The sequence below is a fragment of the Enterobacter ludwigii genome (assembly GCA_023023105.1).
Lineage (GTDB): Bacteria > Pseudomonadota > Gammaproteobacteria > Enterobacterales > Enterobacteriaceae > Enterobacter > Enterobacter adelaidei.
This window is the reverse complement of the sequence record CP083824.1, coordinates 1,019,203-1,034,909: the sequence shown is the minus strand read 5'-3', so window position 1 is coordinate 1,034,909 and position 15,707 is coordinate 1,019,203. Positions and strand designations below refer to the sequence as shown.

Genomic DNA, 15,707 nt, shown 5'->3' with positions numbered 1-15,707 from the left:
CACTCCTCAGATAGACAGCTTTTTGACGCGCTTGCCGCCGTACAGCAGGTTCACGATGGCACGGGTGCCGACAATAGCGGTAAACATCGACGTTGCAACACCGATACCGGTAGTAATCGCAAAGCCTTTGATCGCGCCAGTACCCACTGCATACAGGATAAGAACCTTAATCAGTGTTGTTACGTTCGCATCGAAGATGGAGCTGAACGCGCCTTTATAGCCTTCTTCAATCGCCTGCTGCACAGAGCGACCGTTGCTCAACTCTTCTTTGATACGTTCGTTGATCAGTACGTTGGCGTCGACCGCCACCGCAAGGGTCAGAACGATACCCGCAATACCCGGCATGGTCAGCGTCGCACCCGGCAGCAGGGACATGATGCCGATGATCAGCACCAGGTTAGCCAGCAGCGCGGACGTCGCAATAAGACCAAACTTCTTATAGAAGAAGATCATGAACAGGATAGAGACCACCAGACCGGCCAGACACGCTTCCAGACCCTGCTGGATGTTTTGCATACCCAGAGTAGGACCAATGGTACGTTCTTCAACAATCTGAATTGGTGCAATCAGCGCACCGGCACGCAGCAGCAGAGAGAGCTGACGCGCTTCGTTCGGGTTGCTGATACCGGTAATACGGAAGCTGTTACCCAGACGAGACTGGATATTGGCGATGTTAATCACCTCTTCCTCTTTCACCAGCACTGCACGGCCATTGGCATCTTTCTTACCGCTGTCTTTGTACTCCACGAACAGGGTCGCCATCGGTTTACCGATGTTGTCCTTGGTGAAGTTAGACATGATGTTACCACCCGCGCTATCCAGCGAGATGTTAACCTGCGGCTGGTTGTATTCGTCCTGGCTGGAAGTGGAGTCAGTGATGTGGTCACCGGTCAGGATCACGCGTTTGTACAGCACAACAGGCTGACCTTCGCGGGTCTGTTTCACTTCGGAGTCACCCGGAATACGGCCTGCTGCGGCAGCGGACTGATCAACGTTGGAGTTAACCAGACGGAATTCGAGCGTTGCGGTCGCACCCAGAATCTCTTTCGCACGTGCGGTATCCTGGATACCTGGCAGTTCGACCACGATACGGTCAGCACCCTGGCGCTGTACCAGAGGCTCAGCCACACCCAGTTGGTTTACACGGTTACGCAGAATGTTAATGTTCTGCTGAACGGCGTATTCACGCGCTTCACTCAGACGCGCATCGGTCATCACCGCGCGCAGCTGGTTGCTGCCTGAAGAGGTGATCACCAGATCGCGGTGACGCTGAGACAGATAAGTTACAGCCTGATCGCGCGCCGCGCTGTCGCGGAACGTGATGCTCATACCGTAGTTATCTTCTTTACGTACGGTAGTGTACGCGATGCCTTTTTCACGCAGATCGCTACGCAGGCTGTCGATATTCTGTTCCTGCAGTTTGCCCAGCGCGGTATCCATATCCACTTCCATCAGGAAGTGAACGCCACCACGCAGGTCAAGACCGAGTTTCATTGGCTCTGCGTTCAGTGCAGCCAGCCAACGAGGGGTTGCAGGAGCAAGGTTAAGCGCCACGACATATTTATCACCCAGCACGCCCATCAGCGCTTCACGGGCGCGGAGCTGCGTGTCGGTGGTGTCGAAGCGAGCAAGAATTGCACCCTCTTCCAGAGCCACAGACTTAGCGGTAATTTTTTCTTCTTGTAACGTTTTCTGGACCTGGATCAGCGTTTGCTCACTGGCGGCGACACCGCGCGCGCCAGTGATTTGAACAGCCGGATCCTCACCATACAGGTTGGGAAGCGCGTACAGCAGGCCGACGAGAATCACGACGACCAGCATGATGTACTTCCACAAAGGATAACGGTTTAACACGGCAGTTCCCTTTGGGAAAAGTTGGGATTACAGCGCCTTCATAGTGCCTTTCGGCAGAACGGCAGCTACGAAGTCACGTTTGATAACCACTTCAGTGGTGTCGTTCAGCGCGATAGCAATGTAGCCGCTTTCAGCCACTTTGGTTACGCGACCAACCAGACCACCGTTGGTCAGCACTTCATCGCCTTTCGCGATGGAGTCCATCAGCTTTTTGTGCTCTTTGGTACGCTTTTGCTGTGGGCGCAGGATCATGAAGTAGAAGATCAGACCGAACACAACCAGCATCAGAATCAGAGACATCGGGCTGCCCTGCGCCGGAGCACCTGTTGCCGCTACCGCATCAGAAATAAAAAAGCTCATTCAAATTCCCTCATTATTAAAATTAATCAACGTTCAAAGGTGGAACGGTTCGACCCTGACGTTGGTAGAAATCGGTCACGAAGCTCTCTAATTTACCCTCTTCGATAGCCTTGCGTAAACCAGCCATTAAGCGCTGATAATAGCGAAGGTTATGAATGGTATTGAGACGCGCACCCAAAATCTCATTGCAACGATCGAGATGATGCAGATACGCGCGAGAATAATTGCGACAGGTATAGCAATCGCACTCGGCATCGAGCGGACTGGTGTCACTCTTATGCTTCGCGTTACGGATTTTCACCACGCCATCGGTAACAAACAGATGACCATTACGCGCGTTACGGGTTGGCATCACGCAGTCGAACATATCAATGCCGCGACGTACACCTTCAACCAGATCTTCTGGTTTACCCACACCCATCAGGTAACGGGGTTTATCTGCCGGGATTTGCGGGCAGACATGTTCCAGAATGCGATGCATGTCTTCCTTCGGCTCACCCACAGCCAAACCGCCGACAGCGTAGCCATCAAAACCTATCTCTACCAGACCTTTAACGGAGATATCACGTAAATCTTCGTAAACACTGCCCTGAATAATGCCGAACAGCGCATTTTTGTTCTCCAGGGAGTCAAAACGATCGCGGCTACGCTTCGCCCAACGCAAAGACATCTCCATAGAACGTTTAGCGTAATCCCAGTCGGCCGGATACGGTGTACATTCGTCGAAGATCATGACGATGTCAGAACCGAGATCGTACTGAATCTCCATCGATTTTTCTGGATCGAGGAAAATAGGATCGCCGTTGATCGGGTTACGGAAGTGTACGCCCTGCTCAGTGATCTTGCGAATATCACCCAGGCTGAAGACCTGGAAACCGCCGGAGTCGGTCAGGATTGGGCCTTTCCACTGCATGAAGTCGTGCAGGTCACCGTGGAGCTTCATGATCTCCTGACCCGGACGCAGCCACAGGTGGAAGGTGTTGCCGAGGATAATCTGTGCGCCAGTGGCTTCCACTTCTTCCGGCGTCATCCCTTTTACGGTGCCGTAGGTGCCCACAGGCATAAACGCGGGGGTTTCCACCACACCGCGATCAAACACCAGGCGACCGCGACGCGCGCGGCCATCGGTGGTATCGAGTTCAAATTTCATTTTTTCTCCGACGTCAGAAAAACAGTCCAACGTTGTAAAACGGTGCCGCGGACTTATTCCCCGACACGCTCATTCAAAGCCTGCGGATTGTACGTGATAAACATCGCGTCCCCGTAGCTAAAAAAGCGATATTTTTGTTCTACCGCAGACTTGTAGGCATTCATCGTATGCTGATAACCCGCAAACGCGGACACCAGCATAATCAGCGTGGATTCAGGCAGATGGAAGTTGGTCACCAGCGCATCAATGACTTTGTACTGATAACCTGGGTAGATGAAGATCTGCGTATCGCCAAAGAACGGTTCGATAAGATCGTTCTTCGCGGCCTGTGCGGCGCTCTCAAGCGAACGCACAGAGGTAGTGCCGACGGCAATCACGCGGCTCCCCCGGCCTTTCGCCGCCAGAACAGCATCCACTACGTCCTGCGTTACTTCGGCATACTCGGAGTGCATGATGTGATCTTCGATGCTGTCCACGCGCACCGGCTGGAAGGTACCCGCGCCAACGTGCAGCGTCACGAACGCCATCTCAACGCCTTTTGCACGCAGTTTTTCCAGCAGCGGTTCATCAAAGTGCAGACCCGCGGTCGGCGCGGCGACTGCGCCAGGTTTCTGGCTATAGACAGTCTGGTACAGCTCGCGGTCGGCCTCTTCGTCCGGACGCTCAATGTACGGCGGCAACGGCATGTGGCCGATAGCATTCAGAATGTCGAGCACAGAACGCTCGTCATCGAATTCCACCTCGAACAGCGCATCGTGGCGCGCGGTCATGGTCGCTTTGATGCTCTCGTCATCACCGAGCAGCAGTTCTGCACCCGGTTTGGGTGCTTTAGAGGCGCGAATATGTGCCAGAATACGTTTATCATCGAGCATACGTTCGACCAGCACTTCAATCTTGCCGCCGCTGGCTTTACGGCCGAACAGGCGCGCTGGGATCACGCGGGTATTGTTAAAGACCAGCAGATCGCCAGGGTTGAGCTTGTCGAGCAAATCGGTGAAAGTACCGTGCGTCAGCTCGCCCGTTGGCCCATCCAGTGACAGCAAACGACAGCTACTGCGCTCAGGCATTGGATAGTGAGCAATCAGGGATTCAGGTAGTTCAAAGGAGAAATCGGCGACGCGCATGACGTATACTCGTGACTTAAAAACAGGCGGCATAGTCTAGTGCTCACACCCTTTTGCTGCAACAACTAGCCACCCCCGGACAAATAAAACGCATGAATTTTCTCGCTCACCTGCATCTCGCGCACCTCGCTGACAGCTCCCTTTCCGGTAATTTGCTGGCCGATTTCGTACGCGGTAACCCCGCTGAGAACTATTCCCCTGAGATCGTTGACGGTATTTTTATGCATCGCCGTATCGACGTGCTGACAGATAACTTGCCGGAAGTGACGGAAGCCAAAGCGTGGTTTCGCCCCGAAACGCGCCGGGTAGCGCCGATCACGCTTGATGTGATGTGGGATCATTTCCTGTCGCGCCACTGGGCACAACTCTCGCCGGAGTTGCCATTAACGGATTTTGTGCGCTATGCCCACCAGCAGGTGTCAATCATTTTGCCCGACTCGCCGCCGCGCTTTGTGAATCTGAATAACTACCTGTGGTCAGAACGCTGGCTGGAGCGCTATCGCGAGATGGATTTCATTCAGAATGTGTTAAATGGGATGGCCAGTCGCCGACCGCGCCTGGATGCGCTGCGCGACTCCTGGTATGACCTGGATGAACATTACGATGCGCTGGAGACCCGATTCTGGCAATTCTATCCGCGCATGATGGCGCAGGCGAAAAGCAAACAGCTCTGACAGAATTCGCATTGATAGGTAAAAGCTGGCGGAACGATTGTCACCACCTCTTTGTCTTATCCTGGAACACTCTCTATACTGGCTCGCGTTGCGTTCCAAATAACCTTAGTATCTACAGGAGAATCATATGGTTCTGGTAACTCGTCCGGCTCCGGATTTTACAGCTGCAGCAGTTCTGGGCAACGGTGAAATCGTTGAAAACTTCAACTTCAAACAGCACACCAACGGTAAAGCGACCGTTCTGTTCTTCTGGCCAATGGACTTCACTTTCGTTTGCCCATCTGAGCTGATCGCGTTCGACAAACGTTACGAAGAATTCCAGAAGCGTGGCGTAGAAGTTGTTGGCGTCTCCTTCGACTCTGAATTTGTACACAACGCATGGCGTAACACCCCTGTCGACAAAGGCGGCATCGGTGCGGTGAAATACGCAATGGTTGCGGACATCAAACGCGAAATCCAGCAGGCTTACGGTATCGAACATCCGGACGCTGGCGTTGCACTGCGTGGTTCTTTCCTGATCGACGCAAACGGCATCGTGCGTCACCAGGTTGTGAACGATCTGCCACTGGGTCGTAACATCGACGAAATGCTGCGTATGGTTGACGCGCTGCAGTTCCACGAAGAGCACGGTGAAGTATGCCCGGCTCAGTGGGAAAAAGGTAAAGAAGGTATGGCTGCCTCTCCAGACGGCGTAGCGAAATACCTGTCTGAGAACGTATCCAGCCTGTAATCGGCACGGTTTACGAAAAAGGCCCGCTTATGCGGGCCTTTTGTTTTAGAACGCGAAGCACGAACACCCTAACACGCCCCAGAATGCCTGTTCATCGGAGACAGGAATATCCGAATGGCGCGCGATACCGTGCGCGTGCCCATGCACGCCACAACTCCCGATGCACTGGTGCATCTGTACCACCGCGCCCACTTTACTGGCGGCTGGCGGTGCGGAGCGATAATGTCCGGGTACCTTCACCACCGGCGACCACTCTGGCACAACCGGAATTGGCGGTGGCGACAGTGGGCTGAAATGTCCGGCGGCATACACCACCTTGCCATCCACCACGGTCAGTACCGATTCAATACCTTTGATCTCCTCTTCCGGCACGCTGAAGTAGTCTTTCGACAGCACCACCAGGTCCGCCAGTTGCCCTTCGACCAGGCGACCTTTTTTACCCTGCTCGCTGGAAAACCACGCACTGCCTGCCGTCCACAGCTCAAGGGCAACGTCACGCGGCAGACGGTTATTGTCGTCATACATCGCGAGCCCACCCACGGTACGCCCGGATACCAGCCAGTAGAGCGCCGTCCAAGGGTTATAGCTCGCCACGCGGGTCGCGTCCGTTCCTAACCCCACCGGCACATCCAGTTCCAGCATTTTCGCTACCGGCGGCGTATGCTTCACCGCCTCTTTGCCATAGCGGTCGACAAAGTACTCGCCCTGGAATGCCATGCGGTGCTGGACCGCAATCCCACCGCCCAACGCCTTAACGCGTTCAATATTTCGCTCGGTAATGGTTTCTGCATGGTCGAAGAACCAGTGCAGCCCGTTGAACGGGATATCGCGGTTCACTTTCTCGAACACATCCAGCATCCGACTGATGGATTCGTCGTAAGTCGCGTGCAGGCGGAACGGCCAGCGGTTTTCCACCAGATGACGCACCACACGCTCCAGTTCGTCTTCCATTCCTTCCGGCAGATCCGGACGCGGCTGAAGGAAATCCTCGAAATCCGCCGCCGAGAAGACCAGCATCTCACCGGCTCCGTTCGCGCGATAGAAATCCGTTCCCTGACCCGGTTTGAGCATATCGGTCCAGCGCTCAAAATCGTCCAGTTCCTGTTTCGGGCGCTGGGTAAAGAGGTTGTAAGCAATGCGCACAGTCATCTGCGCTTTGGCGTGCAGCTCAGCAATGACCTCGTAATCTTCCGGGTAGTTCTGGAAACCGCCCCCTGCATCAATTGCGCTGGTCAACCCCAGGCGGTTCAGCTCGCGCATAAACTGGCGCGTAGAGTTCACCTGCTGCTCAATGGGCAGTTTCGGCCCTTTCGCCAGGGTGGCGTAGAGGATCATCGCATTAGGTTTGGCGATCAGCATCCCGGTCGGGTTACCGTTGTTATCGCGCACAATCTCGCCGCCCGGCGGGTTCGGGGTCTCTTTGGTATACCCGACAGCTTTCAACGCCGCACGGTTGAGCAACGCGCGATCGTAGAGATGCAGCACAAATACCGGGGTGTCCGGTGCCGCCTCATTGAGTTCTTCGATGGTCGGCATTCGACGTTCAGCAAACTGAAACTCGCTCCAGCCGCCGACAACACGCACCCACTGTGGTGACGGCGTGCGGTCGGCCTGAACTTTAAGCATGCGCAACGCATCCGCCAGTGAAGGAACACCTTCCCAGCGCAGCTCCAGGTTGTAATTGAGCCCGCCGCGGATCAGGTGCAGGTGAGAATCGTTCAGGCCGGGGATTACCGTGCTTCCCTGTAAATCGACGATCTGCGTTCCCTGCGTCGCATAACTCATGATGCGATCGTGATTACCCGTAGCAAGGATCTTGCCGTTGGCGATCGCTACCGCCTCGGTAAGCGGATTCTCACGATCGAGTGTATGGATCTTACCCTTAGTTAAGATCAGTGTGGCAGTTTGAGACATAACGTACTCCTTTCGGCCGAATCAGGCTTTTTTTAGCCATCCGGCAAACAGACGGGTCACGATGGGCATCCACAGCCAGACCACCAGCGCGACCACACAGGCATCGTTAATCAAATGCAGCAGCAATGAGCCTTTCAGGCCAGGAAGCAGCGCGCCAGTCACTTGTGGTACCAGATTGGTGCTGGGAAAGATCACCAGGAGCGTGATCAGAAACTGTTTCCACTGTTTTGGCTTACGTACGTGTGTCTCCGGTGGCGTAAACCAGAACGCAGGTTCCGTACGCACTTCGGTTTTGTCGCCTTCCGCCAGCAGCGGTTCAATCTCTTTCACCAGGCCATTACGGGTATCGGACTGAGTCCACTCATAGAGGTGTTCAAGCGTGTCGAAGCGGATGATCACCGTCCACAGGTTTTGCCCTTCGGACGGGCGGATCACATTCGCGCCCAGATGGCCGGGAAATTCCGCCGCGACGGGCATGATCCTGCCAAGCCACTGTTCGTAGTGCTCAGCCTGTCCCGGAAGTAACGTGTGAGTAATCACCAGCGTCACATGTGATGTTTGCGCCATAAAAGCTCCCTGGTCATTGATGGGCGGGAGAACCCCGCCCTGAAAGGTTTACGCTTTACGTTCTGGCGCGCCATGAACGAGGGTGTAGGCATAATCAACGCCCATGCCATAAGCCCCGCTGTGCTCGCGAACCAGGTCCATTACCGCGTCGTAAGTGCCTTTGCGTGACCAGTCGCGCTGGTACTCAAGCAGCACCTGCTGCCAGGTCACCGGTACGGCCCCGGCCTGAACCATACGGTCAATCGCTCGTTCGTGCGCATCAACGGATGTACCGCCGGACGTATCGGTTACCACGTACACTTCGAAGCCTTCGTCGAGCGCCATCAGCGCCGGGAAAGTCAGGCAAACCTCGGTCCACAGGGCTGAGATGATAAGTTTCTTACGGCCCGTTGCTTTAACTGCCGCAACAAACGCATCGTCTTCCCAGGAGTTCATCGAGGTACGTTCAATGGGTTTGACATCCGGATGAACCGCCAGCAATTCTGGCCAGATATAGCCGCTGAAGCTTTTCGTTTCGACCGACGTGTAGATAACAGGAACATCAAAAATTTTGCCGGCTTTCGCCAGTGCTACCGTATTATTCTTCAGCAATTGACGGTCAATATTAGCGACACCAAAGGACATTTGCGGTTGGTGATCGATAAAAATCAGTGCGGAATTGGATGGGTCAATCAGTTCACGAATAGACATAAAAGTACCTTTTAAACAATGGGTTAAAAGTAAACATTCGGTGTGCTATATGAGAAAGGGCCCTGACTGATAAAGCAAATTGAGTATAGCGAGAATTGACTGAGCGAATAGTAAAGATATTTGTCCCCTCTGTTGAATAAAACCGAACAACACAGGGAAATATTCTGCAACCCGTACACCGTACCGGTTGCAGACAGAGATTAATTACCGAACCAGATGGAAGCAGAAATTGCAGGTAATGAGAGTATGCCTTCCTGAAGAGTCCCTTTACCCTCCTTACATTGCCACGCCTTCACGTGCAGCAATGGGGAGTCATCCAGCACCACTTCACAGGCCTCACCCCGGTTAATCGCCACCAGCACGCGCTGCTGGTTATAAACACGGACAAACACCACCACGTTGTTGTGGGCGTACAGCACCTGGCATCCGCCATAGCGTAATGCCTGGTGCTGTTTACGTAACTTCGCCAACCGCTGATAAAGGCTGAACAGCACCTTGTCCTGTTTCGCTGGCTGCCACGGGAAGGTTTTGCGGCAGAAGGGATCATTGTTACCGTCCAACCCTACTTCATCACCGTAGTAAATACAGGGTACGCCTGGCCATGTGAAGAGCCAGGTGACCGCCAGCGGCAGACGCGCCACATCCTTGCCAAGCAGGGATTTAAAGCGCGCCGTATCGTGGCTATCCAGCTGATTAAACATTCTCAGTTGCTGCTGATGCGACAGACCAGCGCGGTAATTATCCATCCACGCCATACAGGTTTCGGCATCAATGTGATTCGGATCGTAGGAGATATCGGTATTCGCGAGGAATCCCCACAGCGGGAAGGTAAAGCCACGATAGTTCATCGCCGCATCTTCCGCATCGGCCTGCAGCCACTGGCGCGCATCGCCAAAATGTTCGCCAAATACAAATGCCTCTGGCTGAGCCACTTTTGCCGAGCGGGTAATACCCGTGACGTGTTGAATATTGTTCCGCGCCCCGCCCGCTTCGCCCAGCATGTGCACCACATCCAGGCGCCAGCCATCCATATTCCACGGTGCTTTCAGCCAGTGGCGCACAATGCTGTCTTCACCGCCGTAGATTTCATCGATCAGAGAAGGAGACTGGAAATCCAGCTTTGGCAGGCTCGGATAACCCAGCCAGTCCAGCGCTCGTCCCTCCTCATTAAAGCTATACCAGCTTCTCTGCGGTGAATCCGGGTTATGGCATGCTCCGCTCATCGACTGATTATGACGGTCAAACCACGCGTGTGAATCTCCGCTGTGGTTAAACACACCGTCCAGAATCAGGCGCATGCCTTCATTTCTGGTGTTCTGCCGCAGGCGCAATAACGCCTCATCGCCGCCAAACTGCGCGTCAACGTGGCGATAATCTTCGGTATCGTATTTGTGTACGCTCGGAGCTTTAAACACCGGGTTGAGATACAGCGCCGTCACGCCGAGCTTTTTCAGGTACGGCAACTTTTCGCTGATACCGTCGAGATCGCCGCCGTAGAACGTCGAACCGCCCGCCTGCGCGGTTAGTGGTTCATCCCACGCTTTCAGGATAATGTCATGGCCCGCGGCATGGTGGTGATAGATCTTATCCTGGTCAGCAGTGCGTTTTTCACTGCGGGCAAAGCGGTCCGGGAAAATCTGGTAAAAGACCTGATCGTTAACCCATTGCGGTCCGTTATCCGGGTAATCAACGGCAAACTGCTCAAGACGGGCCGGAGGGAAACGGCTAAACCCCTGCGGGGTAAACCACAGCTGACGGTTGTTCCACAGCAGTTTGAAACTGTAGCGCCGGCGTGGCTGCCCGCTGCGCAAGTCGATATTTGCCCGCCAGGCTGTGATACCCGGCTGCGGCTGGCTACGCTGTTTGTGCATTTTCAGCGCGGTCTCTTCGTTATCAATTTCGGCGCGGAGCGTCACGCGTTCAGGCTGATTTTCCCCCGTCAGCCAGAGCGTAATCACAAGGTTGTCTTTGTTTTGCTTAACAAATGGGGCAACCGGAAGGTGCCAGGCGTTTAACATCACGAATCCCCTTTGATGAAATTGACGTCACCTTGCCACAGGGTGGTTAAGGTTAGCTCATCATGATGCGGTTTATTGGGGGAGGAGGATGGGGGAGGAGAAAAAATGCCCGACATCGTCGGGCATTAACATTACTGTGCTTCCGCCAGCTGACGGTCACGGCGGCATTTAAACATCCAGCCAACCAGTAGCAGGACGATCCACGCGAAGCCGACGTATAAGGAAATACGGGTATCCGGGTGGTAGCCAATCAGGGCGATGATAAAGACCAGGAAGAGCAGGCCAACCACGGTCGTTGCCACACCGCCCGGCACTTTGAACTTCAGCGCTTTCACCTCATCCGGAGACAGACGACGGCGGAATGCAATCTGTGACAGCAGGATCATAATCCACACCCACACCGTCGCGAAGGTCGCCAGCGATGCAATCACCAGGAAGACGTTTTCCGGCATGATGTAATTCAGGTAAACCGAGAACAGCAGTGCGACGGTCATCACCACCACGGTGACCCACGGCGTACCGCGGCGTGAAGTTTTGGCAAATACCTTTGGCGCACTGCCCTGCTCCGCCATGCCGTGCAGCATACGCCCCACGCCAAAGACGTCACTGTTGATCGCGGAAAGCGACGCTGTCAGCACGACAAAGTTCAGAATACTGGCAGCAAACGCAATGCCCATATGCTGGAAAGTCAGTACAAACGGGCTACCGTTAGTGCCCACCTGGTTCCACGGGTAGATGGACATGATCACGAACAGCGTACCCACATAGAACACCAGAATACGCATCGGCACCGAGTTGATGGCGCGCGGAATCGACTTCTCCGGGTCTTTCGCTTCCCCGGCGGTGATACCGATAATCTCAATACCGCCGTAGGCAAACATCACCATCTGGAGCGACATCACCATGCCGAGCCAGCCATTACTGAAGAAGCCGCCGTTGCTCCAGAGGTTATGGATACCGGTCGGCTGACCGCCGTTACCAATCCCCCAGATGATGATCCCGAAACCGGCGACAATCATGATGATGATGGTGGCGACCTTAAAGAAAGAGAACCAGAACTCCAGTTCACCGAAGACTTTCACGCTCATCAGGTTAACCGCGCAGATGATCAGCACCACGCTCAGCACCCAAATCCAGTGCGGTACCGCCGGGAACCAGACCCCCATATAGATACCAAACGCGGTCACATCGGCAATCGCCACAATCAGGATTTCAAAGCAATAGGTCCAGCCGGTAATAAACCCGGCCAGCGGACCTAAGTTTTCCTGCGCGTAACGGGAGAACGAACTGGCTGACGGATTGTGAACCGACATCTCCCCGAGGGCACGCATGATGATATAGGCCGCCACACCGCCGATGATGTAGGCCAACAGAACGCTTGGACCGGCCATTTTAATGGCATCTGCCGAGCCATAAAAAAGACCGGTACCGATAGCGGAGCCCAGCGCCATAAAGCGGATGTGGCGCGTGCTGAGTCCACGTTTAAGTTTGTTAGTGCTTTCCATTTAAATCTTGCCATTCAACACGAAAAAAACAAAAAACCACGGGGCCTTAAGCCCCGTGGTTAAACAGTTTGTTGCCGTTGATTAATGGGCGTTCGATGCGACCTGACGCCCTGCAGCACGATCCCAGATAACCGCCAGAACCAGTGCAACAACGGTAGGCATCAGCCAGGCCAGGCCTTGTTCGGACAGCGGCAGACGCTGTGTCCAGGCTGGCAAAATTTCTGCGAAAGCTGATGCTTTAATCCCGTCAAGGATACCAAAAATCAGGCTGATAAACATGGCTGGCGCAATAATTCGTGAGGAGTTATTCCACCACGGGCGAGTAAAGCTCAGTACCACCAGCACGATACACGGCGGGTAGATAGCCGTCAGCACCGGAATAGAGACCTGAATCAGGTGGCTCAGACCGAGGTTGGACACCGCCATGGAGAAAATGCCGAGAATAAACACCAGAGTGCGGTAAGAGAGCGGCAGATACTGCGCAAAGAACTCAGCACAGGCGCAGGTCAGGCCAACGGCGGTCACCAGACATGCCAGGAAGATGAGCGCTGCCAGCAGCATACTGCCCGCACCGCCGAAGGTGTGCTGAACATAAGCATGCAGAATAGCCGCGCCATTCGCGTTTTGATCAACCAGCATGGCGCTATCGGAACCCAGACGGAACAGCGCCAGATAGAGCAGCGTCAGGCCCACGCCGGCCATCAGGCCAGCCCAGATGGTGTAGCGGGTCAGCAGACGTGCTTCGGTCACACCACGGGAACGCGCGGCGTTAACGATGACGATACCAAACACCATTGCGCCCAGCGTATCCATCGTCAGGTAGCCGTTCACAAAGCCGTTGGAGAATGCGGCATTTTTGTAGGCATCCATGGCGTCGCTAATCGGACCTGCCGGCCAGACAATCGCCGCAACCGCCAGCACAATCAACGCCACAATTTTCAGCGGAGCCAGGAAGTTACCTACGGTATCCAGCAGCTTGCCCGGATAGAGAGAAACCAGAATCACAATCGCGAAGTAGATCAGGCTGTAGATAAACAGCGGCATCGCGCCGTCACCGGTCAGAGGAGCAATGCCCACTTCGAAGGAAACGGTCGCCGTGCGCGGGGTCGCAAACAGTGGGCCCACTGCCAGATAGCAGACGGTTGCCAGCAGAACACCCGCCACTTTGCCGATCGGGGTGCTGAGGCTATCAACACCGCCACCCACTTTCGCCAGGGCGATAACGGTCAGTACCGGTAAACCCACAGCAGTAATCAGGAAACCAAATGCGGCAGTCCAGACGTGTTCACCCGCCTGTAAACCAACCATTGGAGGGAAAATGATGTTGCCTGCGCCAACGAACAGCGCAAATGTCATAAAGCCCAGCGCGATGATGTCACGCGATTTTAAGTGATGGGTCATAAAACCTTACTGCCTGTGGATGTGGTGTTGAAAACATTGAGCTTTTCGATTTCCCTGGTGGGAAGATACAGCCGAAAAATTGCTCAATTTCAGCGGGAAATGCTCCCGTCCTGGCGTGGAGAAGAATAGTTTTTCGATTTACCACGCAAATACAGTCGGTCTGACAGTATCTGGGGCGCAATTTAAACGCTTATAACGTTTAAAGGCAAGGTGGGATCGCAAAACCAGAACAATATGCCACCATGAAAAAACATACCAGCACAATACGCTAATTATCAGAAAAACCCATGGCTAATCATGCGAACAAAAAACAGTCAGCCGTATAAAATTCATTCGCGTTTCGTTTGACTGCAAAGCAAACGGGCCAGCAAACGCTGACCCGTGGAAAGGTAAAATGACACACCCGTTATCAGGCGATCTTTTTGGCAATTAATCGTTCCGGGATCACGAAACTAAAGCGGGTTCCCTTACCCTGGGTACTCTGAATATCGAGGCGGCTTTCATGGTGATTGACGGCATGTTTTACAATCGCCAGCCCCAGACCGCTTCCCCCTGTCTGTCGCGATCGCGCCTTATCCACGCGATAGAAGCGTTCGGTCAGACGCGGGATGTGCTCCGGAGCAATCCCCGGACCATTATCCTCGACGCTAAATTCAGCGCCCGTAGGGGTATGCTGCCATCGCACCACGATCTCCGTCCCTTCCGGTGTATGATTCACCGCGTTATACACCAGGTTGGAAATGGCGCTGCGCAACTCATCTTCACTGCCCAAAACCTTCAGCGTATTGTCGACCTCAAAAGTCAGGTGGTGCTTCTTATGGCTTAACGTCTGTGCTTCACGCTCCACCACCCGCAGCATCATGGGGACATCAATGGTGTCATTCAGCGCAAGCGTTGGCGCCGCTTCGATCTTTGAGAGCGTCAACAGCTGTTTCACCAGACCTTCCATACGGTGCGTTTGCTCGCGCATGGTGTGCAGCGCTTTTTCACGTGGCGCACCTTCAAGCGTTTGCTCCTGCATCATCTCCAGGTAACCCTGCAGTACGGTCAACGGGGTGCGTAATTCGTGGCTCACGTTCGCGAAGAAGTTGCGTCGCGCGCCTTCCAGCTGGTGCATCTGGGTGACATCGCGCGCCACCATCAGCCACTGCCGATCGCTGTAGGGCATCACGCGGATTTCCAGATGGCGACCATTATTGAGTTTCAGATTATGCGGACCGGTAAAATCACGCTTTTTTAGATACTGCGCAAACTCAGGATAACGCAGAAGGTTGAGGATATTCTGGCCATTATCATCCGGCCAGCGCAACCCCAGCAACTGTTGCGCAAGACCATTACACCAGAAGATTGTCCCTTCTTCGGTCGTCAGAATGACCGCATCCGGTAGCGACTCCGCCCCGCTGCGAAAACGCTTGATCAGGCTTCCCAGTTCGCGGCGGCGCTTTTTATTACGCATCTGCATCTGATGCAAACCGTAAAGCAGCGGCTCCCAACTGCCGCTTCCCGGCGGCGGTGTCATACTTCGGTCAACCCATAGCCACCAGGAGAGGCGTAACAGGTTCCAGAAATGCCAGATCAGCAGCCCGGTGACCGAGGCCAGCAGAAACCACGGCAGATGTCCAAGAAAGGCCCCCAGAATGAAGGCCGGAATACAACATAAGATCAGTTCAAAGACGAGCCTTTTCCATGACAGACGTTCCAGCACGCGTCACACTCCTGT

Annotated in this window: 13 protein-coding genes; 2 read left to right on the top strand and 11 right to left on the bottom strand. The window is 54.3% G+C overall.

Going from position 1 to position 15,707, the window contains the following annotated elements:
* Nucleotides 1-6 precede the first annotated feature (6 nt).
* The 4 genes from secD to queA are packed head-to-tail and all read right to left on the bottom strand — an operon-like array spanning nucleotide 7 to nucleotide 4,488.
* On the bottom strand, nucleotides 7-1,854 hold the full coding sequence (gene secD / locus LCD46_04810) for a protein translocase subunit SecD (protein UOY71653.1): 1,848 nt from the start codon (nucleotides 1,852-1,854) through the stop codon (nucleotides 7-9).
* Nucleotides 1,855-1,881: 27 nt separating this feature from the next.
* Nucleotides 1,882-2,214 (bottom strand): preprotein translocase subunit YajC, encoded by a 333-nt coding sequence (yajC, locus tag LCD46_04805; protein ID UOY71652.1) that lies wholly within the window; start codon nucleotides 2,212-2,214, stop codon nucleotides 1,882-1,884.
* A gap of 22 nt (nucleotides 2,215-2,236) precedes the next feature.
* Complete coding sequence (gene tgt / locus LCD46_04800; GenBank protein ID UOY71651.1) at nucleotides 2,237-3,364, bottom strand: tRNA guanosine(34) transglycosylase Tgt; 1,128 nt, start codon at nucleotides 3,362-3,364, stop codon at nucleotides 2,237-2,239.
* Nucleotides 3,365-3,417: 53 nt separating this feature from the next.
* A complete protein-coding gene (gene queA, locus LCD46_04795) occupies nucleotides 3,418-4,488 on the bottom strand; it encodes a tRNA preQ1(34) S-adenosylmethionine ribosyltransferase-isomerase QueA (GenBank protein UOY71650.1) in 1,071 nt (356 codons plus the stop codon).
* Nucleotides 4,489-4,580: 92 nt separating this feature from the next.
* Here queA and acpH point away from each other — a divergent pair, with 92 nt between their 5' ends.
* Both acpH and LCD46_04785 read left to right on the top strand, forming a co-directional pair.
* Nucleotides 4,581-5,162 (top strand): ACP phosphodiesterase, encoded by a 582-nt coding sequence (acpH, locus tag LCD46_04790; protein ID UOY71649.1) that lies wholly within the window; start codon nucleotides 4,581-4,583, stop codon nucleotides 5,160-5,162.
* A 127-nt stretch (nucleotides 5,163-5,289) separates the two neighbouring features.
* Nucleotides 5,290-5,892 (top strand): peroxiredoxin, encoded by a 603-nt coding sequence (locus LCD46_04785; protein UOY71648.1) that lies wholly within the window; start codon nucleotides 5,290-5,292, stop codon nucleotides 5,890-5,892.
* A 45-nt stretch (nucleotides 5,893-5,937) separates the two neighbouring features.
* On the opposite strand, the gene LCD46_04780 is transcribed toward LCD46_04785, so the two are convergent.
* The 7 genes from LCD46_04780 to phoR all read right to left on the bottom strand — a co-directional run bounded on the left by LCD46_04780 (nucleotide 5,938) and on the right by phoR (nucleotide 15,692).
* Nucleotides 5,938-7,806 (bottom strand): amidohydrolase, encoded by a 1,869-nt coding sequence (locus tag LCD46_04780; protein ID UOY71647.1) that lies wholly within the window; start codon nucleotides 7,804-7,806, stop codon nucleotides 5,938-5,940.
* A 21-nt stretch (nucleotides 7,807-7,827) separates the two neighbouring features.
* The gene (locus tag LCD46_04775; GenBank protein ID UOY71646.1) at nucleotides 7,828-8,373 is read right to left on the bottom strand and encodes an antibiotic biosynthesis monooxygenase; all 546 of its coding nucleotides are present in this window, start codon (nucleotides 8,371-8,373) and stop codon (nucleotides 7,828-7,830) included.
* Between the two features lie 48 nt (nucleotides 8,374-8,421).
* On the bottom strand, nucleotides 8,422-9,063 hold the full coding sequence (locus LCD46_04770) for a hydrolase (GenBank protein ID UOY71645.1): 642 nt from the start codon (nucleotides 9,061-9,063) through the stop codon (nucleotides 8,422-8,424).
* A gap of 200 nt (nucleotides 9,064-9,263) precedes the next feature.
* Nucleotides 9,264-11,081, bottom strand: coding sequence for a maltodextrin glucosidase (gene malZ, locus LCD46_04765; GenBank protein UOY71644.1), 1,818 nt, complete (start codon nucleotides 11,079-11,081; stop codon nucleotides 9,264-9,266).
* A 131-nt stretch (nucleotides 11,082-11,212) separates the two neighbouring features.
* Nucleotides 11,213-12,586: a proline-specific permease ProY gene (proY, locus tag LCD46_04760; GenBank protein ID UOY71643.1), complete on the bottom strand. Its 1,374-nt coding sequence runs from the start codon at nucleotides 12,584-12,586 to the stop codon at nucleotides 11,213-11,215.
* A gap of 81 nt (nucleotides 12,587-12,667) precedes the next feature.
* Nucleotides 12,668-13,987, bottom strand: coding sequence for a branched-chain amino acid transporter carrier protein BrnQ (gene brnQ / locus LCD46_04755; protein UOY71642.1), 1,320 nt, complete (start codon nucleotides 13,985-13,987; stop codon nucleotides 12,668-12,670).
* 409 nt (nucleotides 13,988-14,396) lie between these two features.
* Entirely contained in the window at nucleotides 14,397-15,692 is a 1,296-nt protein-coding gene (gene phoR / locus LCD46_04750) for a phosphate regulon sensor histidine kinase PhoR (protein ID UOY71641.1), read from the bottom strand.
* Nucleotides 15,693-15,707: the final 15 nt, after the last annotated feature.

Excerpts from the sequence above, each read along its gene's own strand:
- malZ (UOY71644.1), bottom strand. The coding sequence starts at position 11,081 with ATGTTAAACGCCTGGCACCTTCCGGTTGCCCCATTTGTTAAGCAAAAC.
- yajC (UOY71652.1), bottom strand. The coding sequence starts at position 2,214 with ATGAGCTTTTTTATTTCTGATGCGGTAGCGGCAACAGGTGCTCCGGCG.
- queA (UOY71650.1), bottom strand. The coding sequence starts at position 4,488 with ATGCGCGTCGCCGATTTCTCCTTTGAACTACCTGAATCCCTGATTGCT.
- LCD46_04780 (UOY71647.1), bottom strand. The coding sequence starts at position 7,806 with ATGTCTCAAACTGCCACACTGATCTTAACTAAGGGTAAGATCCATACA.
- tgt (UOY71651.1), bottom strand. The coding sequence starts at position 3,364 with ATGAAATTTGAACTCGATACCACCGATGGCCGCGCGCGTCGCGGTCGC.
- acpH (UOY71649.1), top strand. The coding sequence starts at position 4,581 with ATGAATTTTCTCGCTCACCTGCATCTCGCGCACCTCGCTGACAGCTCC.
- LCD46_04785 (UOY71648.1), top strand. The coding sequence starts at position 5,290 with ATGGTTCTGGTAACTCGTCCGGCTCCGGATTTTACAGCTGCAGCAGTT.
- proY (UOY71643.1), bottom strand. The coding sequence starts at position 12,586 with ATGGAAAGCACTAACAAACTTAAACGTGGACTCAGCACGCGCCACATC.
- LCD46_04775 (UOY71646.1), bottom strand. The coding sequence starts at position 8,373 with ATGGCGCAAACATCACATGTGACGCTGGTGATTACTCACACGTTACTT.
- brnQ (UOY71642.1), bottom strand. The coding sequence starts at position 13,987 with ATGACCCATCACTTAAAATCGCGTGACATCATCGCGCTGGGCTTTATG.
- LCD46_04770 (UOY71645.1), bottom strand. The coding sequence starts at position 9,063 with ATGTCTATTCGTGAACTGATTGACCCATCCAATTCCGCACTGATTTTT.